Genomic DNA, 23,341 nt, shown 5'->3' on the forward strand with positions numbered 1-23,341 from the left:
TAGCCGTAATCCCTACAGATTCAGCGTGGTCCGGCTCCGGTCGTGCTGATCATACAAATCCGCATCGAAGCGAAAAAGGAACGCGCCCTTGCGGGAGGTGGATTTGTCCTTCTCATCGAGTTTACGGAGAAAGTTGAAGGAGCGGATTTTGCTGCTGAAGTTTCGCTTGTCCAGGGTCACGTTCCAGATCGCCTCGTAGAGGGTTTGGAGCTGGCGCATGGTGAATTTTTCCGGCAGTAATTCGAAGCCTATCGGTTCGGTTTGCGCTTTGGTCCGCAGGCGCTTGAGTGCGGCCGTCACCATTTCCCCGTGGTCGAAGATCAGCGGGGGAAAATCCTCGATGTTAAACCACTGCGCGGAAAATTGCTTGCTCAGTTTTTGAGAGTGCTGGTTGATATCGATGAGTGCGTAGTAGGCCGTCGATACGATCCGGTCTTCCGGGTCCCGGTCGATCTTGCTGAAGGTCGCTACCTGATCCATGTAGATATCGTCCAGCCCGGTGTATTGATTGAGGATGCGCGCGGCGGCATCTTCCAGCACTTCGTCGGTCTGCAGGAAACCGCCTACCAGGGACCATTTGCCCCGTTCGGGCTCAAAGCCCCTTTTAATCAGCAGGACCTTGAGAAAATCGCCATCGAAGCCAAATACAATACAGTCAACGGCGAGCAATAGCCGCTCCCGGTTCAAATCTTCGTACATACAACTCAATCGACTTTGGTGGGGCAACTCCCCGACCCACGATAATACGAAAACTGCGGCCGGAAGGCGACCAAAACCGTTTGCGAACCGTACAGCCCGCTTATCGAACGATAAACTCCTTGATCCAGCGCGGCTCCGTGCTGCCGTTTTCGAAGAGGGCGATCCGGATCTTCGGAATGGGGCCGGTAGGCGTTGGTTCCACGACGGGCGGGGGCGGCGGGAAGATGGTATCCTGCCCGATCAGGCAGGGGTACGGCGGAAGGGCCTGTACGGTATCCATCTCGGGGGAGGGATTACCCTGATCGGAGTAGCAGGGCTGCAGGGGCGACGGAGCGGGCGGCGGCGGGGGTGGCGGCGGCGGGGGGGCATAAGTCCGCTGGAACTGCAGCTCGAAGTCGACCCGCCCGGTCCGGGTAGTGGTAAAGGTGCGGGAAGTATTGGGCCCTAAGTCGGAGAATTCCCAGCCGGTATTCTCCTGAAAGGCTCTGAACAGCCACCCGGGACCGCTGACCTCTACCCGCAAACGCTGGTGGGGGGCCGGCAGCTCGGCGGCGAGGGAATACGGAGTTGACGCGTAATAAAGCGTATCGCCCGCCAGCAGCAGGTTTTTGCCATATTGCCCGGCTTCGGGGTATTTGATGCCGGCCGTGAACGTGAAATCCGTATGCTCCAAAAAGTGGTTGATGAAGGGTTCGAAGTCGGGGACATTCACCGTCAAACCCATGGCTTCGTAGCGGGCAACCAGGTTCGCCGTGATGGCCGCCGGGTTCAGCGCCACGGCATTGTTGACCAGCCGCGATCCGAGGCTCTGACTATTGACCACGCCATCTTCCCGGAGGTCGGTACTCAGGTTGCCCAACAACTCGGAAAGATCGGCCACTTCCTGATACCCCTGCAGGATGAGGGAGACGGCCAGCAGGGCCGCGTTCCCGTCCCCCGTCCGGGTGATGTCGAGCGACTCGGAGGGAAGCATGCCCGCCGCGTCGATGTTAAAGACGGCCAGGATTTCCCGCTGCGCCTGCACCTTTGCCGCCGCGAACGGCCTCCCTTCCGCAAGGAGATACTCGATGCGCGCCTTCTCCAGACTGGAAAGCAGGTTGACGTTGAGACTGCTTTTGTCGCTGAGGTCGGAGAGTGCGAAGAGGGTCAACTGGCCGGAGGAGTTGGCATCGGTCACTTCGTTGTAGTAGAATCCGTTGGCCTGGAGCTGGACGTACTGCGACTCCAGGCTGACGTTGCGGACGGCGAACGTCCCCCGGTTGTCCAGCAACTGCGTCGTGTAGGTCTTGCCGGTCGGTATCAAACTGGAGTCGAGCTCCGAAATCGTCATGGCCGTTCCGTTGAGAAATGGTCCCTTTTGTACGTAACCGCCCACCCTGTCGTACGTGATGACCGGCGCGGGGGGCTCCTGGGGCGCGGGCTCCTCGGGCTCTACCGGGGCGGGAGGCATTACCACCGGTGCGGGCTCGATGATTTCTTTTTCACAAGAATGGGCCAGGGGCAGCAGCAAAAAGGCCGCGAATAAATACTTGATTGGTCGCACGTACGGGATTTGGGTGGTAAGTTCTGTCCATCCAACGGGGTACGCATTTCCCCATTGTTCGTTAACGCCTTCCCGCCCGGCTGTAGGGCGGTCCCGCGGCGGCACCGCAGACGCCTTTTCTGGCGACCGGATTTCGGGCGCTCGAAGAATTATCGCTCCAGCCCGCGCACTTCCCGGATAGCCAGCCAGCGGTCGGGTAGTGGACTATTCTCCGCTTATGTGCCAATATGAGGTTATTGGTTCTCGAGTCCCCCGGGAGGGCAAGTCTTTCATGATCGGGTCTTTCCCTGCGCTCCGCCGCCGAAAGCTACCAACGAAAACACCCGGAGGGTCTGGCGTGACCTCCGGGTGTTCTCCTATAGTGCGTGGTCCGCTAGCGGACGATCAGCCGGCCCAGGTAGCGGCGCTCGAACTGGTCGGTGGCCTCGATGAGGTAGACACCGTGGGGTACGAAGGTCAGGTCCACGGTTGCCTCATCGAGGCCGGGCAGATCGACCTGGGTGACCACCCGTCCGAGCATGGTGCGGATCGTGTAGCCGCGCAGCTGGCTGCCCTCCCGGTACTGCACGAAGTCCATATTGGTGTTGATCTTGCAGTAGCCGCTCGCGGGGTTCGGGAAGACGTTGAGCCGCTCGGCGGTCTGGGCCCGGTCGTACTTCAGGGTGTTGAGCACGGTGTTGGTGAGGACCGGCTTCTCGAAATCGAAGTAGATGGCCGCCCGGTTGAGGATGCGTTCACCGCCCAGGGCATTTTGCTTTGGCTTGATGCGGTACTTGAATGTCCCGTGACTGGCGGCTTCGTTGGTGGAGCTATCGGCTAGCATGATATCGTCAAAGTAAGCCATCAATACGCCGTTGCTGAAGGATACGGAAACGTTGTGGCTGGCACCGACTACTTCCAGCGTAGCGGGGTCCAGGTACTCACTGAGAGGATTCTCAATCCGGACGTTGGCAGCATAGTAGGTGCCGACGTTCTGGAAGCGGATGCGATAGGTCAGCCAGCCGTCTGCGTCAACCCAGCCCTCGTTTCCTTCGCCCTTCGGCAGAACGGCGATGTCATTGGGGTCGAAGGCGCCGACTACTTCCACATCCCGTAGCAGCACATTATTGGCGGGGTCGGTGTCCCCGGCGGTGAGGTAGACTTCGGCGGAGAAGGACAACATCTCCCCGGTGAACGTATTGAGGCCTACGCTGTCCATGACGCTGAAGGCGAACGATTCGCCGGGGGCCAGGGAATCGATGGTCCACACGTACTGGTTGCCGATAATCGTGTACTCCTGGCCGGATTCGACTACGAAGACGTCGTCGGGGTAGGTCAGGGTGACGTCCGCCGGGTAGACGGTTTCCACGCCGTCGTTCTGCACGGTCACGATGGTGTAGCTGGTGAATCCGCGGCGCCAGGGCGACTGAATGACGTCTATACTGACGTCGTAGCCGGTCTGTACGGGCGTGAGGGGTACGGGTACTGTGACGGCGTCACTGAGTGAAGTGATCTCGAAGCTTACGTCAGTATCGAGCCGCCAGGTGGGGTTGTCGGCGTATTCGACGGTGTGGCTGCCGACGCTGACGTGGGTGATGGCGTGACCGTCACTTCCGCTGACCACCAGTTGGTCGGTGCCGGACAGATTGAGCTGCTGATTGCTGAGGCTGGGCTCGCCTTCGTCCTGGGTGCCGTTACCGTTCATATCGGCGAAGACCTGGAAGGTGACGGCGGCGCCCGTCGGTTCGACGAAGTGGTTGACCGCGTCGACCTGAAGACCGCTGGTAATGTCCTGGACGATACCACTGGGCCATTCCACCCGTACGGAGTCGACGGTTGTCATATCGCCCAGGCCGAAGTACTGGGTCAGGCTGCTCTGGCTACCGAAGCCGCTGACGGGCAGTACGGAATGGTAGTACCACTGGTCACCGGATTTGACGGCGATGCGGGCGCCGATGGCGTCCTGGTTGCTGATGGTGCCCGTCAACTCCACGCCGATCCAGTGGTTGTCGGACGTACTTCCGCAGAAGAGGCGGTTGGCCGAGTAATCGTGGGTGGAAATGAAGGCGTCGAGATCGCCGTCGCGGTCGTAGTCCGACCAGGCCATTCCGTAGGCACTCCCGAAATCGGAACCGATAAGTTCCCCGTACTGGAGTTCGAAGTCACCGGCCCCGTCGTTGAGGTAGAGGAAGTTACGGCCGTCGTCGTTGTTGACCAGCAGATCGAGCCAGCCGTCGCGGTTGACGTCCACCCAGGTGGTACCGTGGCTGTGGCCACCGTCGGTGGTGAGGCGGGTATCGGTATTGGCCGTGAAGGTGCCGTCGCCGTTGTTCACGTAGAAATTGTTGTCCTGTCCGGAAGCGTTGGCGACGAATAAATCGACGTCTCCGTCATTGTCGTAATCGCCCCAGGCGGCACCCACGGAGTTATAGGCGTCGGTGGTGATGGCCCCGGCGTCGACCGATTCGAACTGAAAATTCCCCAGGTTACGGAACAGGCTGTTGGGTTCGTTGCCTCCGTTGGGAATGAAGACATCGACTAAGCCGTCGTTGTCGTAATCGGCGAGGATCGGCGCGGTCGATCGGGCACTGGTGGTGGCGATGGCATTGTCGCTTTCGAGCGTGAAGGTATTGTCGCCGTTGTTCCGGTAGAGGTGGTGAAAGCGGCTTTCGAAGAAGTTGGTCACCAGCAGGTCGACGAAGCCATCGTTGTCGAAGTCCGCAAAGCTGGCACCGTGGAAATATTCCGGGTGGATGGAGATTCCGCTGTCCTTGATGAGTTCGAAAGTACCGCCGTTGTTCAGGTAGAGACTACTGCTCGTTCCGGTGGCATTGACCACGAAGAGTTCGGGGTAGCCGTCGTTATTGATGTCGGCGGCTACGGCGGCGGCGGAGCGGGCGGCCTCCTCAATGACGGGCTGGCCACTGGTCACCGGTACGAGGGTTCCCGCGTCGTTGTGGTAGAGCAGGTTGGTACTGGCCTTATCCTTGGTAGTGACGAAAAGGTCGTCCCAGCCGTCGTTATCGTAGTCGAACCAGACGGCGTTCCAGCTATCGGTGATTTCGTCCTGGAAGGTCGTGAGGCCACATTCATTGAACATCATGAGGCTACCGTCGGCGGCGTCGTTCTGAATGCCCTGGGTGACGATACTTTCCTCCCGGTAACCGTCGACGTCGCCGGAAACAGAGGTCTGGACGCTTACGACGGTACCGTCGGCCAGCACGTCGCCGTCATTGTAGGTCGCACTAAGCATGATCTCGGTCTGGACCTCGTACTGATCCGTCGTCGTAATTTTGGGTACGTCGTAGAAAATGATGTGGCTTCCATCTTCCGCTACGGTGATTTCTCCCTCGATGACGGAACCGTCCGCCAGGTTGATGAGGCTGCTGCTGAGCGGCACCGCGCCCGATCCGACGTCTACACTGACCACCGTGTTTTCCAGGGTGTTATCGCCGGCTAGGGTGAGTGCGGACGTCAGGACTTTCACTTCTCCCGGCACGGCCTGTACATCGCCTCCGGTGGACGTCAGTTCGAAGCCGTGGGGCAGCGACGAGCCGAAATACGTCATCCAGTTATCGTTGAAGTTGGTGTTGAGCACCGAAATATTCCGGTCGGAGGAAATGAAGAGGTAGGGGCGGTCCGGACCGTCGCTCGTACCGGTACCGTTGTAGATGCTCCGCCATTCTTCTACGGTGATCTGCGCGTCGGCGTAATAGCCCGCCGGCACGACGTAGGTCTTATTGAACACCTCGCCGCCCGTTTTGGCGTCGGTGATGGTGACGGTAGCGTCCGCCTTACTGGCGAAGAGGTAAAGGTGGCTCAGCGCGGCGTTGATCTTGCTTCCCGTGAAGGGGTCGGTGACATTGTTCTCGTAACCGGGAGGCGCTATGTACGCCAGGAATTCCGTACCGGAGGAGGGCCCGCTACTGGAAGACATCATGGTGGCCATATCCGAGGTACCGACCGAGCCCGTCTCCATCCAGTTCGCTTCGAAGACCGACACATTCTTTCCCTCCGAACTGCGGACGCGGAAGACCGTCGGGTAGGTGCTGTTGTTTTCAGCCCGGCCTACGAATTCGGCAGGTTGGAACTGATCGAGATTCCAGGCGCCCATCGGAATCCAGCTCCCGTTCTCGTAGCGGTCTAGCGTAACGGGGTTGTTGTCGTCCCAGGATACGATCCGAATCTCTTGCTCGCCATCGGCCTGGTACGGTACGGCAAAGTAGAAAAGTTCCCCCACGGAGCTGCCGGTAGAATCGGGAACGTACCCACCACCGTCACGGGCGTTGTTCCACAGGGCACCGTACTGAACGCTAATATTTTTATTCGTTTCGATCAGGAAGGTCTCCCCCGGTTTCATGAGGTCGCGGCCGTTGGCAAAAGTGTGAATGATATCCTCACCGACGTCGAGGGTCACCTGAGCGACGACTACGGCGGCCCGCATATCCACGTCGGTGTATCCCGTGGTGGTCGTGGCCGAGCGGGAAATGCGCGAGATCGTGACGCGCGTGTCGTCTTCGTAAGCGAAGACGTTCAGGTCACGATCGGAGAACGACGTCGTCGGTGAGTAAATGAGGAATTTCGAGCCGGTCGTCTTTTTGTTAACGGAGGATACGAAGTCGTGCTGCCAGTCGCTGTTCGTCGACATGGACGCGTACACCAGTTTATCGCTCTCGATGGTGAAGTAGTCCCCGTCCCAGGTGAGCGTCCCGCCCGAAGCGTACTGCGCGTCGTCGTTGATACCGTTGTCGCGGATGTACAGCACGTAGGACTGCCCGGCCATCAGTACCCCGGATACGGAGTCATCGGCATCACCGTCGGTGGCATCGTCGGTGATGGTAAAGGTGGTATGGTCGCTGACCGCGGTGACGATCAGGGCCACGTCCCGCCTCACGGCGTCGTTATTCGGTGGAACGTAAATATTGAAGTAGGTGCTGGGAGCACCGGTAGCCAGCAGGCCTTCAAATAATACCAAAAATAAAGACAGGGTAAGTAGAAGTTTACTCTTCATGGGACGACGGATTAAGTGCGGCCTATGAGTACCAAGTCTATACCATTTTTGTAACTATCTAAAATCCAATTAATTACACCTTATTTATGTCACTAGACATTCCAAATTCTGGACAATCTTTCCGTTGCCTGGATAGGGAAGACGACCCTTGTCGATAGACATAAGCATTTGCTACAGATCCAGATCCAGCTGCAACACCCGCCCGAAATCAACGTATTTAAAATTCTGCGGCCGGATCGTATCCCCTTCGAAGTTAAAGCCGTCCTGTACGACCAGCAGTCCCCCCGGGAAACCGGGCAGTGGGGTCTGCGTCACCTCCAGTCCGTCAGTTTCCTCCACGCCGTCGACTAGCCCGTCGAGGATTTTGAAGCTGCCGAGGTAGGCATTGTCTCCCTGTCGGTCGAAGAGCGCGTAGGAGAAGTTGCCCTGCATGCTCGCCACGAGGTAGCCGGTGCCGTCGGGCAGTTCGTAAAGGGTAAGTCCTTCGACGTCGGCGACCAGATCGGTGGGTTGACCGACGCGGTGGGCAAGCAAGCGGGGCCTGACGGGATCCCGGTTTTCCGGATCGGCTTCTACCTGCGCTCCGCCGCCCATTGCTTCGGGTTCTAGCGGCAGCTTCCAGATACCGGCGGCTTCTTCGCCTACGTACAGCCAGCCCAGCTCGTTGTCCGCCACCATCCCCTCGGTCTGGGAGGGAAACCGCACTTCGCGGACCAGCTCCAGCCCCAGCTTCGGGCCCCGCTCCACGATGCGAAACTGCTGCATCAGGCCGTTCTTGCCGTTGGCGATGGCGTACACCTCGCCCTCGGCGCGGGCCAGACAGAAGCCGTACACGTCGTCAATCTTCAGGCTATCCATGTATAGGATGCCGTCGGCCAGATCGGTGAGCGCACCGGTTTCTTCGTTCACCCGGTAGAGGTCGATCGCCTGGTTGCTGCGGTTGCTGGCGCCCAGGAGCGTGATGCGCTCCTCCCCCAGCGGGACGTCGGTGAGGATATCGACGTTGTTGACGTTGCCGATGGCGTAGTAGGCCACCTCCTCACCGGCCAGGTTATAGGCGGCCAGGCCGCTGGTTTTGTTGCTTCCGAAGACCAGGCTGCGCGCGGGATCGACGGGGTGGACCCAGATGGCGGGGTCGTCGGCCGCATCGTCCATCACGCCGGCGCGCGCGGAGGCCGTTTCCACGGAGGCGGTGACGGCGTGCTCGATGAGATCCTGCCCCGCGTAGGCGGCGGCCAGGGCCAGGCTGTCTTCCCGGGCCTCGGTGACGGAAGCATCCACCGCCTCGGCCGGGTGGGGGCGGCTGCAGGCGGCCAGGAGCAGGAGTAGAAGGTAGGAGGTGTACCGGGGTAGGTAGGACATATCGTGGACTTTGGGTGGTCGGTTTTTACTCGTCTGACGAGGGCGAGTGCACCGCAACTACTCCTACCGCGTCAGGTCGAATTTCACGCCCAGGTCCACCCGGGGTCCGTAGTACTCTCCCTGGTAGGTGTAGGGCCGGGAGCCCTGGAAGTAGCGCAGCGGCTGGTTGAGCAGGTTATTCGCGTTGGCGTAGAGGGTCAGGCGGGGGGTGGCGGCGAAGTTGACGTTGACGTCCAGGTAGGTGACCCGGTCGTAGTACACGTCCTCAAAAGCCTCCTCCCCTACCTCCTCGACGAAGTCGGATGCGTAGTTGAAGCTGACGCGGGTGGTGAGCTTGCCCGTATCGTAGCCGAGGCTGGCGTTGAGGGTGTGGCGGGGGGATCCGGGGAGGGTCAGCTTATCGTTCTCCCGACCCTCGAAATTGAAGTCGGTAACCCGGGAGTCGATGTAAGTATAGTTGAAGTACACGGCCACCCCGGAGAGCGCGGGGGCGATAAAATCCAGCTGCCGTTGAAAGGCCGCCTCGAAGCCGAGCAGGCGGGCGTTGCCACCGTTGATGGGACGGGAGAACTGGCTCCACTCCGTGCCCTCGAAGGAGTAATCGTCGAAGGTCTGGTCCACGATGAAGTCCGTGATGTCTTTATAGAAGACCCCGGCGGACAGCAGCCCCACGTTGCCGAAGTAGTGCTCGGCCATCACGTCCAGGTTCAGGCTGCGGGTGGGGTCGATGTCGGGGTTGCCGATGCTGATCTCGTCGCCGTCCTCAATGGTACGGTACGGGACCAGGTCGAAGTAGTTGGGCCGGGCCAGGGTATTGGTGTAGGCGAAGCGGAGCAGCGTGCGCTCCGAGGCTTGGTACTTCAGGTGAAGGCCGGGCAGGAGATTGGTGTAGTCCGAGGTGGCCGTTTCCGTCGGGGTGAGGGTTTCTTCCTCGTCGTCGTAGGTAAAGCCGGCGTATTCCAGTTGGGTGGCCTCGACGCGTAGCCCCACCAGGGCCTGCAGCTTAGCCCCCACCTGCTGTTCCAGCATGAGGTAGCCCCCGAAGATGTTCTCGGTGGCGGAGAAGTTTCCGGCGCGTTCGCTGAGGTCGCGTTCTCCCTCGAAGCCGCCGCCCGTCAGGTCGAGATTGCCGACGTACTCCGGATCCACGAAGCTACCGGCCGCGTAGTCCCCGGCGCGGAAATTGTCTTTGGTCTCGTCCACCAGATTGCCCAGGCTCTCGGGGAGCAGGGCGTCATCCGTGGGTTCATACTCGAAGAAGTCATTGTCCCGCACTTTGTCCTTGGTCCGGACCCGGCCGCCAAACTTCAGGGTGTTCCGGTAGTTTCCGGTGGAGGTGAGGGGCAGGGCGAAGTTGAGCCGGCCGTTGACGTCCACGTCCTTGGTAAACTGGTTCTCTTCGGTCAGGGTAGCCAGTTCCCAGGCCTCGGAGGGACCGCGGTAGTCGGGCTCGGCCGCGGAGATGTACGGGCGCTTCGGGTCCCCGAAATCCACGTTCACGGGCACCAATTCGTCCGTGCCGTACTCGAAGTAGCGCTCGTGGGGACGGTTTTCGTCGGCCCGGGCCCAGGAGGCGCTCCAGGTGGTCTTCAGCGTCCCGAAGAGGTGTTCGCCGTTGAGGTTGAGAGTGGCCATGGACTGGTCTTCCAGGCGGGCGTACTTTTCGTCTTCCGTGCCGGATTTGGTTTCCCGCTTGAGCTCGGCCATCCACTGGCCGTCAACCTGCTCGATATCCCCGAACTCGGAGACGTAGCGGTTTTCCCAGTCGTTGCGCTGGTTGTAGATGCCCCGCAGAAAAATGGTGTGGTTGGGCGCCAGTTTGTAGTCCAGTCCCAGCGACAAACTCTTGCGCACCCGCTGCAGGTAGTACTGCCGTATCTGTATCTCGGCCGGATAGGCGTCGGCGGGGTCATCGTCGTAGGTCCATTCGGCCTCTACGTCGTCGGAGCCGAGGTTATTATTGAAGTAGGAACCGGAGACGATGAGCCCCAGGGCGTTGTTGGCGAAGCGCTCGCCGTAAATCAGGCTACCGTTGTAGGTGGGCTCGCTGGCCAGGAAGTTGTAGCCCCCGCCCAGGGTGCCGCTGATGCGCCGTTCGTAGGGTGCCGCGCGGGTTACGAGATTGACGGATCCGCCGATCGCGTCGGCGTCCATATCCGGGGTTACCGCCTTACTCACCTCCACCGCCTGCACCATATCGGAGGGGATGAGGTCGAGCTGGATGGAGCGGGTCTCGGCCTCGGCGGAGGGGATGCGCTCCCCGTTAACGGTCACGGAGTTCAGCTGCGGCGACGTTCCCCGAATGTTCGCGAAGCGGGCCTCGCCCTGGTCGTACTGGACGTTGATGCCCGGTACCCGCTTCAATGCGTCCCCGATGTTCTGGTCGGGGAAGCGCCCGATCTGGTCGGCGGCGATCACGTTCGTGATGTTGATGGCCGACTGCTGCTGGTTCAGCGCCCGCGCCTGTCCGCGTACCTGACTGATCACCGCCACTTCGGCGAGCTGAACGCCGGGGGTCAGTTGTACGTCCACGGCGGTCGTTTCCCCCTCGCGTACCGTAACGCGGCGTTCCGAAGGGGTAAAGCCGATGTAGGTAATCCGGAGGGTATGATCCCCCGGTGGCAGGCCGAGAAGCGAGAAATATCCGTCCTGGTCGGTAACGGTCATGCCCGCGTCGTCCAGAAAAAGGGTGGCACCGGCTAGGGGCAGATTGGCCTCATCCAGCACGCGACCGGTCACGTTCTGCGCCCGAAGCCCGGTACAGAGGAGGAAGAAAAGGAAAAGGGTAGCGAGTGTTTTCATACGGTAGCTGGGTAAACCGCAAAGGTGACTAGCATCCGTTAAGCCTGGATTAACCCTACGCTAAATCCCGTTGCAGACAGGGGGTGGCCGTGTTAAGTTTCCCGACCCGCCGGCAGACCAGCTACGCTGGGCGGACGGCTAACCTACCCACGAGCGCAGCGAGCACCCCACGTGCGGCAGCCCATTCACCAACTCAGTCCTTCACGAATTCGGTCCTTGTCCCGATCACTCCTCCACCAGCTCATCATCCACCCACTCCCCCTGAGCAACCACCTCCCCGTCGGCACCGTAGAAGATGCCTTCCCCGTTGCGCAGATCATCGTCCCACTCCCCGACGAAGACCTCACCGCCCGGGAAGTGGTAGGTGCCCTCGCCACTGCGTTCGTCTTCTTCGAATTCGCCTTCGTAGTAGGCACCGTCCGGCCAGTGAAATTCACCGAAGCCATGCTTCTGATTGTTCTTCCATTCGCCCTGGTAGCGGCTGCCGCTGCTGAGCAGAGCCACGCCCCGGCCGGTGGCCTTGCCGTCGCGGACGTCACCGACGTAGTACACGGCATTGCCCTCCCGGCTTTCGAAGGTCAGGTAGTTGCCGCCGCTGCTGCGACGCAGCTGACCCTGCAGGTTACGGATCTGCAGCTCGGCCTTTTGCAGGGCGAAGGTGAGCGAGTCGTACTGCTCCGGTCGCGATTCCTCGATGGGCATGGAACGGACGCTGGTAGGCACCGGATCGCGGTCAATGGGCCGGGACACCGTAAGCACGCCGCGCGAAGCCCGGATCTGCAGGGAGTCCATCGCGGCCTGTACGCGCAGCAATTGCCGGGCGTGATTGACCCGTGCGGGCAGATTGCCTAGCTGAGCGCGCAGACTATCGTTCCCCTCCAATTCTTCGTAGGCTTGAAGGGCCGACCGGTAGTCGCCGAGGTGAAACAGGGAATCCGCCGATAGCAAACGGGCCTGCGCCGCCAGGCGCGCGGACTGGCGTTCGACCAGTGCCATCGCCTCTTCCCGTTCCGGATCGCTTTGGGTGCTTTGGTAAAGTACATAGGCCAGCACCGCACCGGTGAGGAGCAGCAGCAGACCTAGGAGACGTTTCGAGGTGAGCATGGGCGTTGGTTATCACCGGAGGCGGCGGTCAGCCTACTCCGTGAGGTGGATCATGGGCAATTTATTCTTCACCTTCCGGAAGTCGGGCGAGAAGTACATGTGCAGGCGCCACGTCCACTTTTGCTTGTAGTAGGCACCGTCGGTCAGGTCCTGCCCCATGGAGTACATGAGGCCGGTCGCGAAGGTGAGCCGGGGATTGACGATGTAGCCGAAGGAGGTATGCAGGCGCAGGTCCTCCAGCGGACTGTCCACCACGGCCTTTCCGCTCTGCATGATCAATTCGGCTTCGGGGCCGACGTAAAAGGCCCCAGGAGAAAGTTTTTCCTTGTTCAGCGGAATCTTCATGGAGATCATGTAGCGCCAGCGGTTGCGGTAGATGAACTCGTCGCCGAGGGCGTAGCCCTTCGTCCAGCGGTGCTCGATCCGGATGCGGTGGTACAGCATCAGGCGCGCCAGATGCTGGGCGAAGAGGTATTCGTGCCAGATCCGGTACTCGGGCACGGTACGGCGCTCGCCTTCCGCCACCCCGTCCTGGTTGAAGTTGATGCGCAGCACGCCGCCCAGACTCGCCCGGAAGTACTTCGAATAGAGGTAGCTGATGGCGTGGCGGTTATAGATCTGCCCCACCTGCCCCACCAGCGGCGTCGAGGCCGACTCCTGAAAGCGGAAGTGGGTCTGCGCCACCCAGAAGAAACGGTCCGAAAGCCGGATGTTTCCGTAGGTATTGATCCAGAAAGCCGTAATCGGCTCCTTGAAGGTGGACACCTTCGGCGCCTCGGTCTTCTGGGCCCGGAGCGCCAGGCTGCCGATGACCAACAGCAGGAGGGCAAGGGTACGTGGGAGTACGGACATGGCCGGTGGTTTATTGGGGTTCGGGGGCGGTGAGCAGTTCCAGGATGCGGTCGGGAGCATCTACCCGGCGCAGGCGACTTTCCAGTTCGTCGGTCTCCTCCGCCCGCAGTTCGAGCATGCGTACGTGCAGGGATTCCAGTTTGGCACCCAGCGTAGCGGCATTATCACAAGAGAGGCCGGTACGTACCTGCTCTAAGTAGTAGGGCACGAGCCGTTCGTCGTATGCGCGGTAAAGTCGTTTTTTGACTACCTCTTCCATGACCGTTGCCGTAAAGTTGTTCCACACCTCATCGGTATAGGCCGCCCGCACCTCCTCTCGTTCCCCCGGCAAGCGGATCAGTTGCAGGGCCAGGGCATCCAGGTCCTGCACGCAGCGGATCAACTGCTGCGCAGCCGCTTCTTGTTCCAGTAGGTCTTCGGTGGCGGCGTAGCGCAGGTATTCGGCCTTTGCCAAACGTTGAACGGCTTCCAGACCGAGTTCCCTCGGTAAGGTGCCGACACGGCTTTCCAGTAAGCTGTCGAGCAGATAGTATTCGCGGGTCAGCTGGTCTTCCAAAGCCACGATGGCTTGCTGCCGCTCGCGGGTATTGCTCTTCTGGCCGAGTACGCTGCGGATCGAATCGATGCTCCGGCGGGCGTACGCGGCCAGGTCCGCCACGGCCGCCAGCCCCTCCCCGCTAATGTTAAATCTTTGGGGACCCGGGCCGGTGAAATCCCGGTTCTCCCGGCTGTCGTCTCCCGCATACCGGACACTTATTTGTCCGTCAGACCCGCCCGTGGGCCAGAGGTATGCCAGGTAACCCCGACGGGGCACGTACGGAAGGATTTCCCGCTCGTAGCTTCGGCGCAGCTGACGTACCGGTGCCAGCAGGCTATCCCGCAAACCGATGACGGCAGCCCGCAGGTAGGCCACTTCCGCATCGGCGTTCTGCACGACGGATAAAGACGTGTTGGCGAGCAGCGCCCGGCTGATCGTATCCACCTCCCGCAAACGAGCGTCGATCGATTCGAGCTGAGCCAGCTCCTTCCGCGACAAGGGGCTGACCGGCAAAGAAACCCGGAACAGCGGGCGGCCCGCCTCGCCGCCGAGCGCGCGAATGGCCTCGAAGGTGCGGGCGTAGGCTTCGGCGTTGGTGGTTAGGAGGTTTACAACGGGATTGTTATTCAGCGCATTCCCCTTCCCCTGTAGTTGCATTTGAATGGCCAACCACTCCAGGTAGCGGGCATCCAGGTCGACCATCTCGGTCTTACCGGACAGCTGCGGCAGCACCACCAGGGTATCCCGATCTGCCTCCGGATCGTTGACGATGTGCAGCAACTGACCGTCATCAAATGTCCACTCCTGGGCGGTTATCAGGTCATCGTACAAGGTCCAGGCGTCTTCAGCCACCCCGTCGCGCTGTACCCGACCGAGCAGTACCGCGGGGCCGGACTCCAGCCGGAAGGATTGCCGGGCGATGCCTTCCTCGAAGTTAATGTCACTCCGCAGGACGACTTCCGCCGTATCCGAATCTTCGATCCGATAGATCGTCTGCGTCCAGATACTGTCGGGCTCGCCGTTTGCCAGGCGACCATGGGCCAGGTGGCGCGTGCCATCAACGCTAACCTGATAGCGTCCATTTAATAATGCTACGGAAGAGCCCAGTTCGTAGTTGCCGAAGGAAAAGTCCCACTCCCCCACCGGTTCGCCCCGATCGTACTGCCCGGAAAAAGCAAAAGACCGATCGTGGCCAGACAGCAGCGCTCGGGCGTTGGCACCGCTGAAGGTGAAGGCGCCGTTTCGCAGCGTGTCGCGCCGCCGCAGCACATATTCGTATTCCGCTCTCCCCGCAAAATCGCCGGTCTGGTAAGCACCAGAGTAGGACGGGACCCCATCTCCTTGTGCAAAGAGAGTAGCCGTCCACGCCACGATAGCGAAGCACAAAAGATGGGTTCGCGTTGAAGAAGTCAAACGCAGGATGTTTGGTGAGCGAAAAAAGCAGACAAGATGTTACCGCATTCCGCACGGCTTGTTCATCCCCGGCTAATTTTTCCCGACCTGCCCCCCGAGCCGACCCGCCGGTAGACCAGCTACGCTGGGCGGACGGCTATCACCCCCCACGAGCGCAGCGAGCTAACCCCGTGCGGCAGCCATTCACGAATTCAGTCCCTCAAAAATTCTGCCCCTCCCCCGCGCGGCAGCCCCTTATCCCCTTTACTACCCTCATACCCCTTATCTTAAAAACCCAAACCCACCCCCATGCGCCTGATCCTCCTTCTCCTCCTCTGCCACACCACCCTCGGCGCCCAGTACCGCATTGAAGGCTACGTACTGGACGACGTAAGCGGGGAACCCGTCCCCTTCGCCAGCGTCTTTCTGGAGGACGATCAAAGTAAGGGCGTACTCACCAACGAGCTAGGGGCCTTTGCCATCACCCTCGACAGTACCGAGCGGTACGCCGGAACCCTGGTCTTCACCTCCATTGCCTACGAAAATCAATTCGTTCGCTTGACCAATGCCCTCCCCGCCCCCACCGCGGGCCAACCGCAACAACTCAATATCCGGCTCGCCACGCAGTTTGTCGACCTCCCGGGGGTAACCGTGCTTTCCGACCTTGGATTACGCTCCCTGATGCATCGGGTGCAGGAACGTATCCCCGCAAACTACGGCCACGACGAGTACCTCATCAAGGCCTACCACCGGTCGTACTTCGCCACCAACCAGGGCTTCGCTCAGCTGAACGAGGCGTACCTGACCTTCCAGGATGAGCCCTACGGCGACAAACCCTACCGCGACCGCGACACCCGTACCTACGTCGATCAGATGCGCGTCAAGCAGGGTACGGAAGAAGTACCCGCCCACATCCGAAAATTCTTCGACCAGCAGCAATTCATGTCCATCGGTTACAATTGGTTCGGGAACCCCCTGTACTACCAGAAAATCACCGAATTCATTCCGATGGTGGACCCGGAGGGACTGAGCCACCTTACTTTTCGGCAGACCGGCGAATACCTGAGTGGTACCGATACGCTGCTCCGGATCCGGTATGAAGTGGATTCCATTATGCACGAACGAGAGCATCCCGGTAGGTACCGACCCTCCTACATCACCGAAGTCGTGGTAAATAAGACGGATTACGCCGTACTCGAGATCAGCATCCGATTGCACGAAGATGAGCCCACCGCCATATACACCGCCTACCAGAAAGTGGACGGCAAGTACTACCCCCAACGCTCCAGCTTCAGCTGGTCGATGGACGAAGATTACTACGAGTTTCCGCGCATCTTCAACACCTTCTTGTACTTCACGGAGGTGATCACCGATCCCCGGGAAATGAAGCGCTACAAAAGGGGAAAACGCCTGCAGGGGAAGGAACCGATGTCGTCCCTCCGCATCCGCCACGACCCGGATTTCTGGCAGGGCGAAGAACGACTGCTCCAATTGCCCGTAGAGGAAACCCTGAAGTTCGAGATGCGGAACCTGTTGGACCTGCCGGAGGCTCGACAGGACTCCATCTCGCGGGATTCCTCCAAGTGAGCTTGCCCGCCCGACCCGCCGGCAGACCAGCTACGCTGGGCGGACGGCTAATGCCCCCCACGAGCGCAGCGAGCTAACCCCGCGCGGCAGCCATTCACCAATTCGGTCCCTTAAAAATTTCAGTCCCTTCCCCGCCCGAACCGCCGAAGGCAGCCGCGAAGCGAATCCGCGAAATCCGTGTGAACCCCGCCGAAGGCGAAACGAGCAAAGCGAGCATCCCCAAACAGCAAAAATCCGTGAAAATCTGTGCCCTAAATCCGCGAAATCCGTGTGAATCCCGCCGAAGGCCAAACCAGCGAAGCAAGAATCCCAGCCCATTCACCAACTTAATAATTCATCTTTTCACCCCCCACTCAAAACACCCGATAATCCCCAGCCAAATACTGATTCGCCTCCTCCTCGTCAAAACGTGCCGATTTCGCATTCCAGTGCAAAGTCTGCCCCGGAAAGCGGCCGGCGACCACGCCCAGTAGGATCACCTCCGTCAGGCGGGCGGCGTAGCTGAAGGGAGCACTTACTTCATCCTTGCCCAGGCAGGCATCCACGAACTGGTGGTAATGCTTGGGACTCTCCGATTCGTAGTTGCGGATGGGCTCGCCCAGGTCCAGGGAGGCGGCGGCGTCCGCCATTTCCGACTGAATGTCCTGATAGGCACCCTCCACGATGAGGCGCGGCTCCTGCATGAAGTGGGGCAACAGCAGGCGACCCTTCTCCCCGATGAACATGGCTCCCTGGTCCGGCAGCGCGTCGCCGTCGGGCAGTTGCAATTCCTCGTGGTCGGCCGGGGCGCCCTCGCCGTCGTACCAGACCCACTTCAGGCGCTCTCCCGTGTAGTCGGTACCGGGAAACTCGTACGTCACCTCGTTGTGCTCGGGGAAGCCATAGCCGTTCGGCTCGCGGCACTGGTTGACGATGGTCAGCGGCACGTCCAGTTCCAGGGCGTTGTAGGGGGTATCGAAGATGTGGACACCCATATCGCCCAATGTACCGCAGCCATAGTCCAGGTACTTCCGCCAGTTGGTGGGGTGGTACTGCCCGTCGACGTAGTCGCGCTGCGGGGCGGTACCGAGCCAGAGATTCCAGTCGAGGGTTTCGGGCACCGGATCGCTCTCGGTGGGTGGCGGACCGTCGTAGCCCCAGTTCTTCGGCGACCAGGCACGCACCGTATGGACCTTACCGATAATGCCCGAGCGGATCAATTCAGTGGCCATGCGGTAGTCATAGAAGCTATGCACCTGGATGCCCATCTGCGTCACCAGATTCCGTTCGCGGGCGACGCGGTCCATCTCCCGCGCCTCGGATACGTGGTGGGTCAGCGGTTTCTGGCAGTAGACCGGCTTATCCATCTCCATCGCCATCAGGGATACGGGTGCGTGGCTATGGTCGGGGGTAGCGACGATCACGGCATCGATCTCCTCCCCCATTTCCCGCAGCATCTCCCGGTAATCGGTGAAGGTGCGCGCGCCCGGTTGCTCGGCCTTCGCGGCCGCCAGGATGGAAGCATCCACGTCACACAGCGCCACGACTTCCACGGCCGGATGGGACGCGATGTCCGCCATATCCGACATCCCCTGAAAGCCCAGCCCGATGTGGGCGGTCCGCAGGCGATCCGCCGGCCGTCCTTTCGCGGTCGCGCATTTTGACATCATTACGGTTGCCGCCAGTACGGCGCTGCTTTGGATGAATTTTCTTCTTTGCATGACAAAAGATTATCGAGGATGGATGCCCCGGACCCGCAAGCCCGCGGCATCCGACAAGGTAATGGAGAATTGACAAATTCCCCCTCGCTGCCCGACGACCCGGAGGAAGAAGGATGAGAGGTCGCTGCGCGACGGAGGTTTACCGCTTAAGATCAGAACTCCGCGTAGCGGCGCAGCCAATCTGTGTGACTTCAAACCCACGAGCCGCAGGCGAGCATCTACCACTAATCCGATCGGACCAGAGGTCCTCACCCCATACCTTTCCACGGGCCGAAGACGAGCAAAACCCTGCCGAGAAGGCGCGCAGCGCATTCGAAATCCGTGTGATCCGGAGCCCCGCGGGAAATCAAGAAAAGCGGCGCAGCCAATCTGTGTAAAATCCGCGCCCTAGCGCAGCGATCCGTGTAAATCTGTGTGAACCCAAACCCACGAGCCGAAGGCGAGCATCTACCACTAATCCGATCGGACCGGAGGTCCTCACCCCATGTCTTTCCACGAGCCGAAGGCGAGCAAAGCCCTGCGGCCGTACTTCGTACCTCCAACCTCAAACATCGTACATCTACAGCTCCCGGATCCGGATATTCCGAAACCACAAAGGGCTACCGTGATCCTGCAAAACGATGTACCCGCTACGAAACTTGGCATAGTCCGGCGCGTCCTTCCATTTCCCCGAATTCCGCTTCTCCTCCCAGTCGTCGGAGTAAGGCACGAAGGAAAGCACCATCTCGCCGTTGAGCCAGTGTTCCACCCGCTCGGGGGTATACACGATGCGGCTGCTGTTCCACTCCCCGGCGGGGTTGAGGCGTTTTTTGGTGCTGTCGGGGGTGTGCATGGCGTAGTCGGCGGCGGTGCTTTGCCAGTCCTGTAGCTGCTCGGGATGCGCTACGCCGAATTGGCTGTTGTAGCCGGTCAGATCGTGGATGTCCGCGTAGCCCGCATCGTCAATAAGTTGATACTCCGGGGCCACCTCGGAGGGGGCATCGTAGCCTTCCTTCACGTGGTACAGGATGCCGCTGTTGCCGCCCGGGGGAATCTTCCAATCCACCTGCAGCTCGAAGTTGTCAAACTCCCGCTCGCCGTAGAGGATGTCTTTCCCGCCGGTATAATCCTGCTCGAGTTCCACTTCGGTATCGAAGTAAAGCACGCCATCCTCAGCGACCCAGCCGGGGGGCATTTCATCGGCGTTGTAGCCGCGCCAGCCGTCGGTCGTTTCCCCGTCGAAGAGGGTGATCCACTCACCTGCCGGCTCAGCCAACGTGTTGGAATCGGTTTGCGCAGAAGATTCGTTTTGCGACGGAGCGCAGGTAGAAAGAACGATAAGAAAGGAAAGTAGACAGGTTAACCTCATTCGAATTCAGTAGCTAATTAGGGCAAAAGATAGGTCACCCGGGCCATTCACGAAGATTTGCGCTTGGCTAGCGCCGACTCCGGCGATCCATCTCTTCCCCGATAAAGAAGTCGGGATGCGGCGGCTGATTGTAGGCCACATTCTGCCAGGCAATAGCAACGCGATAGACCGGGTTCTGCATCAAGGTTACGAGGCGGTGCTCGGTGGGGATCGTCGTGGTATAGATCCGGAGTTCCTGATTGTTTTCACTGCGCAGGATAACCTCTTCCCGCCAGTCGCCGAACAGGTCCGCGCTTAGGGCGGGCGTAGCCTTGGTGCCGTTGTTGGAGGTGGCCCCTTCGGCCAGCAGTAGGGTATCTACGGTTTCGCTTTCCCAATCCCACTTCGTGATGGTATTGCCGGTGAGCAACTCCCGCAGCAGGTCACCGTCCCACCATACGGCAAAGTTGCAGGAGGGCGGTTTATGCTCGGAGATCAGCTCCCCCTTCGCACTGAACAGGCCTTCGATATTGGCCCCCCGCACCCATTGCTCGTTGCCGGGATAGCGGGGGTCGATATTTGCCGAAAGGCCGCGGCCGGGTCCTTCCCCATCCTCCCCTGCCTTCACGGACGGTTTCTTCCACAAAATTTCTCCGGTACGCGCATCCCGAAAATGAGCGCCCGCATCGTCAAAACGTTCCTGGATATCGAAGATCTCGAGCCCTGGCCGCGTAGGATCGAGGTCCGAAACGTGCAGCGCGTCGCCGTGTCCGAAACCGGTGGTATGCAAGCCCGTTCCGTCGTCATCCAGGACCATGGCACCGTATATAATCTCCTGCTTGCCATCGTCGTCGACGTCGGCGACACTGAGGCTGTGGTTGCCCTGTCCGGCGTAGGGGGCATTTTCCGGGTTTCCGTCACTGCTGTCGAAGGTCCATTTCTTTACCAGCGCACCGCCGCCGAAATCGTAGGCGGCAACTACCGTTCGGGTGTAGTACCCGCGGGCCATAATAAGGCTCGGGTGTTCACCGTCCAGATAGGCCACACCGGCGAGGAAGCGGTCCATGCGGTTGCCGTAGCCGTCGCCCCACAGCTCGTCCAGCTGTTCGGTGGTGGGCCGTTCGGTATCCGGGTGGCGGGGCGGATCGTAATCGACTGTGGTCAGGGCCGCCCCCGTTTGCCCGTCGAAGACGGTGAGGTATTCCGGGCCGGCCAGGATATAGCCCTTCTCGTTGACGTAGTTAGCGTCGGGATCGCCGATCACGGTACCCGCTCCGTCGGTGGTTCCGTCGGCAGTTTTACATGCTACTTCGGCGCGACCGTCGCCGTCTAGGTCATAGACGATGAATTGGGTGTAGTGTGCCCCTTCGCGGATGTTGCGCCCAAGATCAATACGCCAGAGCAGCGTCCCGTCCAATTCATATGCTTCGAGGACCGGCGGAGTGGTCATGCCGGAATGGCTATTATCGTGCCCCCGTCCCACTTGATGGACGACCATCTCATACTGGCCGTCGCCGTCCAGGTCACCGACGGAAGCATCGTTGGGCGTGAAGCCCTCGGGAGTTTGCAGGGGTACGCTCAGGTAATTTTGCACGGGTGATTCCGCCACCAGGGTAAAACTCGCGCCCGCCGGACCTTCAGAGCCATCGGCTGGCTCCACGCGGTAAGTGACCGGGGCGGAAAAATCCGCGTGCTCGTCCAGGAAGTTCGTCCCGCCGGTAAGCGGGGCCGGACTTACCCGCTGCGATTCGCCGTCGCCCACCGTACGGTAAAGGTGAAAGGCCGCATCTTCCGGATCACCAGCCAGCAACCGCCAACTGACGAACGCCTCTTTAGCACCGGTCCGTAGGGCGACGACGCCCCGGTCGAGCGTCTCCGCCGTGGACTGAGCGGATAGGCCCGTGAAAACAGATAATAAAGTAAAGATGGTCAGTCGTAGATGCATGCAGGTAAGATAAAGCGCAGCGGATAACTGAGATACGCCCTTTGTTACTTGTTATAACACGCGGAAAAGCTTATCTTTCCATACTCGACTTCTGCCTCTTCCCGGCCGCAGTCATCGACTAACAGGTTACTGTTCCCGAAAAGCACCGGGGCGGGTGACCGCACTATGTATTCCCCTTCCTTAATGATGCGGCATGGACAAATACCGCAACCTCCACATTTGGATAATTATCCCCTTCGTCGTGATGCAGTTGGGAATTATGCGCGATTACTAGGGTGATTTTTCGGACACTTTCTGGTCGGTCCACATCCACTACTGGACGGGTGCCGTCTGGTACTTCTACCTCATCATCCAACCCTACTACGCGACCCACGGGCAGCTGGAAGGCCACCGCACGAACGATATTATCGGCATGTTTCTGGCCGGCGGAGTATGCCTGACCGCCCTGAGCATGATGTACCGCAACATTAACACCGCCCACCTGGCAGCCGAATTTCCGGAACGTTTCGGGCCCTTCCAGCCGTGATTCTTCTATGGCGTCGCTTCCATCGAGATCCCGATGATTCTGGCCTTCGCGTTAGCCGTCATTATGAGTATCTTGAAGCGTAGGCAGGTAAACGAGCACGGTCGGTGCGTGGGTCGTCTGTCTGCTTCCTGCGCCCCCTCGGCCCTTCGCCCACCGTTCAGGCTTTGCTGGAGGGAATGATTAAAGGGTGATGGTTTAGGTGGAGCCGGACACGTAAAGGGGCTAGCCCACTTTGAGGTCCCAATGCTTCTTTCCGGCTTCACGCACATAGGACCTCGGAGTGTCACCGCGCGTTAGCCTGGGACCTGCGAGTGTCCGGGCAAAGGGCGATGCTGTTCCGGACGCTCAAAGGTGCAAGCACACTTTGAGGTCCTGTTGCCTCTTACCCACGCCGACGGACATAGGACCTCGGAGTGTCACCGCGCGCTAGCCGGGGACCTGCGAGTGTCCGGGCAAAGGGCGATGCTGTTCCGGACACTCAAAGGTGCAAGCACACTTTGAGGTCCTGTCGCCTCTTACCCACACCTACGAACCTAGGACCTCGGAGTGTCACCGGGCACTAGCCGGGGACCTGCGAGTGTCCGGGAATACACCGGCACCGACCCGGACACTCAAAGGTGCAAGCACACTTTGAGGTCCTGGCGCTTCTTTTCCACACCGACGGACCTAGAACCTCGAAGTGTCACCGCGCGCTAGCCGGGGACCTGCGAGTGTCCGGGAATACACCGGCACCGACCCGGACACTCAAAGGTACAAGCACACTTTAAGGTCCTGTGCCTCTTACCCACGCCGACGGACATAGGACCTCGGAGTGTCACCGGGCGATAGCCGGGGGACCTGCGAGTGTCCGGGAATACGCCGGCACCGACCCGGACACTCAAAGGTGCAAGCACACTTTGAGGTCCTGGCGCTTCTTTCCCACACCGTCGGACCTAGGACCTCGGAGTATCACCGCGCGATAGCCGGGGACCTGC

General features: G+C 60.2%; 12 protein-coding genes. 1 reads left to right on the top strand and 11 read right to left on the bottom strand.

The features are described from left to right. Positions 1-12 precede the first annotated feature (12 nt). The 8 genes from DRW39_RS07025 to DRW39_RS07060 all read right to left on the bottom strand — a co-directional run bounded on the left by DRW39_RS07025 (position 13) and on the right by DRW39_RS07060 (position 15,303). Positions 13-699 (bottom strand): NUDIX hydrolase, encoded by a 687-nt coding sequence (locus DRW39_RS07025; protein WP_116106368.1) that lies wholly within the window; start codon positions 697-699, stop codon positions 13-15. Between the two features lie 100 nt (positions 700-799). Continuing rightward, entirely contained in the window at positions 800-2,242 is a 1,443-nt protein-coding gene (locus tag DRW39_RS07030; protein WP_157975979.1) for a hypothetical protein, read from the bottom strand. Between the two features lie 373 nt (positions 2,243-2,615). Continuing rightward, positions 2,616-7,232, bottom strand: a complete 4,617-nt coding sequence (locus DRW39_RS07035; protein ID WP_116106300.1) for a CRTAC1 family protein — start codon at positions 7,230-7,232, stop codon at positions 2,616-2,618. A gap of 171 nt (positions 7,233-7,403) precedes the next feature. Continuing rightward, positions 7,404-8,594, bottom strand: a complete 1,191-nt coding sequence (locus tag DRW39_RS07040; protein ID WP_116106301.1) for a phytase — start codon at positions 8,592-8,594, stop codon at positions 7,404-7,406. Between the two features lie 63 nt (positions 8,595-8,657). Then, positions 8,658-11,396 carry a TonB-dependent receptor gene (locus DRW39_RS07045; protein ID WP_116106302.1) on the bottom strand — a complete coding sequence of 913 codons (2,739 nt, stop codon included), beginning with the start codon at positions 11,394-11,396 and terminating at the stop codon, positions 8,658-8,660. A gap of 225 nt (positions 11,397-11,621) precedes the next feature. Next, on the bottom strand, positions 11,622-12,500 hold the full coding sequence (locus DRW39_RS07050; RefSeq protein ID WP_116106303.1) for an MORN repeat-containing protein: 879 nt from the start codon (positions 12,498-12,500) through the stop codon (positions 11,622-11,624). Positions 12,501-12,533: 33 nt separating this feature from the next. After that, positions 12,534-13,352: a DUF2490 domain-containing protein gene (locus tag DRW39_RS07055; RefSeq protein WP_116106304.1), complete on the bottom strand. Its 819-nt coding sequence runs from the start codon at positions 13,350-13,352 to the stop codon at positions 12,534-12,536. A gap of 10 nt (positions 13,353-13,362) precedes the next feature. Then, entirely contained in the window at positions 13,363-15,303 is a 1,941-nt protein-coding gene (locus DRW39_RS07060) for a hypothetical protein (protein ID WP_157975980.1), read from the bottom strand. A 288-nt stretch (positions 15,304-15,591) separates the two neighbouring features. Between DRW39_RS07060 and DRW39_RS07065 the strand changes: the two genes are divergently transcribed. Further along, complete coding sequence (locus DRW39_RS07065) at positions 15,592-16,869, top strand: carboxypeptidase-like regulatory domain-containing protein (RefSeq protein WP_116106306.1); 1,278 nt, start codon at positions 15,592-15,594, stop codon at positions 16,867-16,869. 353 nt (positions 16,870-17,222) lie between these two features. Here the strand turns inward: DRW39_RS07065 and DRW39_RS07070 are convergent, their stop codons facing one another. From DRW39_RS07070 to DRW39_RS07080, 3 genes are all read right to left on the bottom strand, one after another. Then, positions 17,223-18,569: a Gfo/Idh/MocA family protein gene (locus tag DRW39_RS07070; protein WP_116106307.1), complete on the bottom strand. Its 1,347-nt coding sequence runs from the start codon at positions 18,567-18,569 to the stop codon at positions 17,223-17,225. A gap of 559 nt (positions 18,570-19,128) precedes the next feature. Next, a complete protein-coding gene (locus tag DRW39_RS07075; RefSeq protein ID WP_116106308.1) occupies positions 19,129-19,917 on the bottom strand; it encodes a DUF1080 domain-containing protein in 789 nt (262 codons plus the stop codon). A 67-nt stretch (positions 19,918-19,984) separates the two neighbouring features. Next, the gene (locus DRW39_RS07080; RefSeq protein WP_116106309.1) at positions 19,985-21,841 is read right to left on the bottom strand and encodes a rhamnogalacturonan lyase; all 1,857 of its coding nucleotides are present in this window, start codon (positions 21,839-21,841) and stop codon (positions 19,985-19,987) included. Positions 21,842-23,341: the final 1,500 nt, after the last annotated feature.

The organism is Lewinella sp. IMCC34191 (assembly GCF_003390935.1).
GTDB lineage: Bacteria > Bacteroidota > Bacteroidia > Chitinophagales > Saprospiraceae > Neolewinella.

Bases quoted from the DNA above. Each gene is read 5' to 3' on its own strand.
- DRW39_RS07045 (WP_116106302.1), bottom strand. From the start codon at position 11,396: ATGAAAACACTCGCTACCCTTTTCCTTTTCTTCCTCCTCTGTACCGGG.
- DRW39_RS07075 (WP_116106308.1), bottom strand. From the start codon at position 19,917: ATGAGGTTAACCTGTCTACTTTCCTTTCTTATCGTTCTTTCTACCTGC.
- DRW39_RS07070 (WP_116106307.1), bottom strand. From the start codon at position 18,569: ATGCAAAGAAGAAAATTCATCCAAAGCAGCGCCGTACTGGCGGCAACC.
- DRW39_RS07040 (WP_116106301.1), bottom strand. From the start codon at position 8,594: ATGTCCTACCTACCCCGGTACACCTCCTACCTTCTACTCCTGCTCCTG.
- DRW39_RS07035 (WP_116106300.1), bottom strand. From the start codon at position 7,232: ATGAAGAGTAAACTTCTACTTACCCTGTCTTTATTTTTGGTATTATTT.
- DRW39_RS07055 (WP_116106304.1), bottom strand. From the start codon at position 13,352: ATGTCCGTACTCCCACGTACCCTTGCCCTCCTGCTGTTGGTCATCGGC.
- DRW39_RS07025 (WP_116106368.1), bottom strand. From the start codon at position 699: ATGTACGAAGATTTGAACCGGGAGCGGCTATTGCTCGCCGTTGACTGT.
- DRW39_RS07050 (WP_116106303.1), bottom strand. From the start codon at position 12,500: ATGCTCACCTCGAAACGTCTCCTAGGTCTGCTGCTGCTCCTCACCGGT.
- DRW39_RS07080 (WP_116106309.1), bottom strand. From the start codon at position 21,841: ATGCATCTACGACTGACCATCTTTACTTTATTATCTGTTTTCACGGGC.
- DRW39_RS07065 (WP_116106306.1), top strand. From the start codon at position 15,592: ATGCGCCTGATCCTCCTTCTCCTCCTCTGCCACACCACCCTCGGCGCC.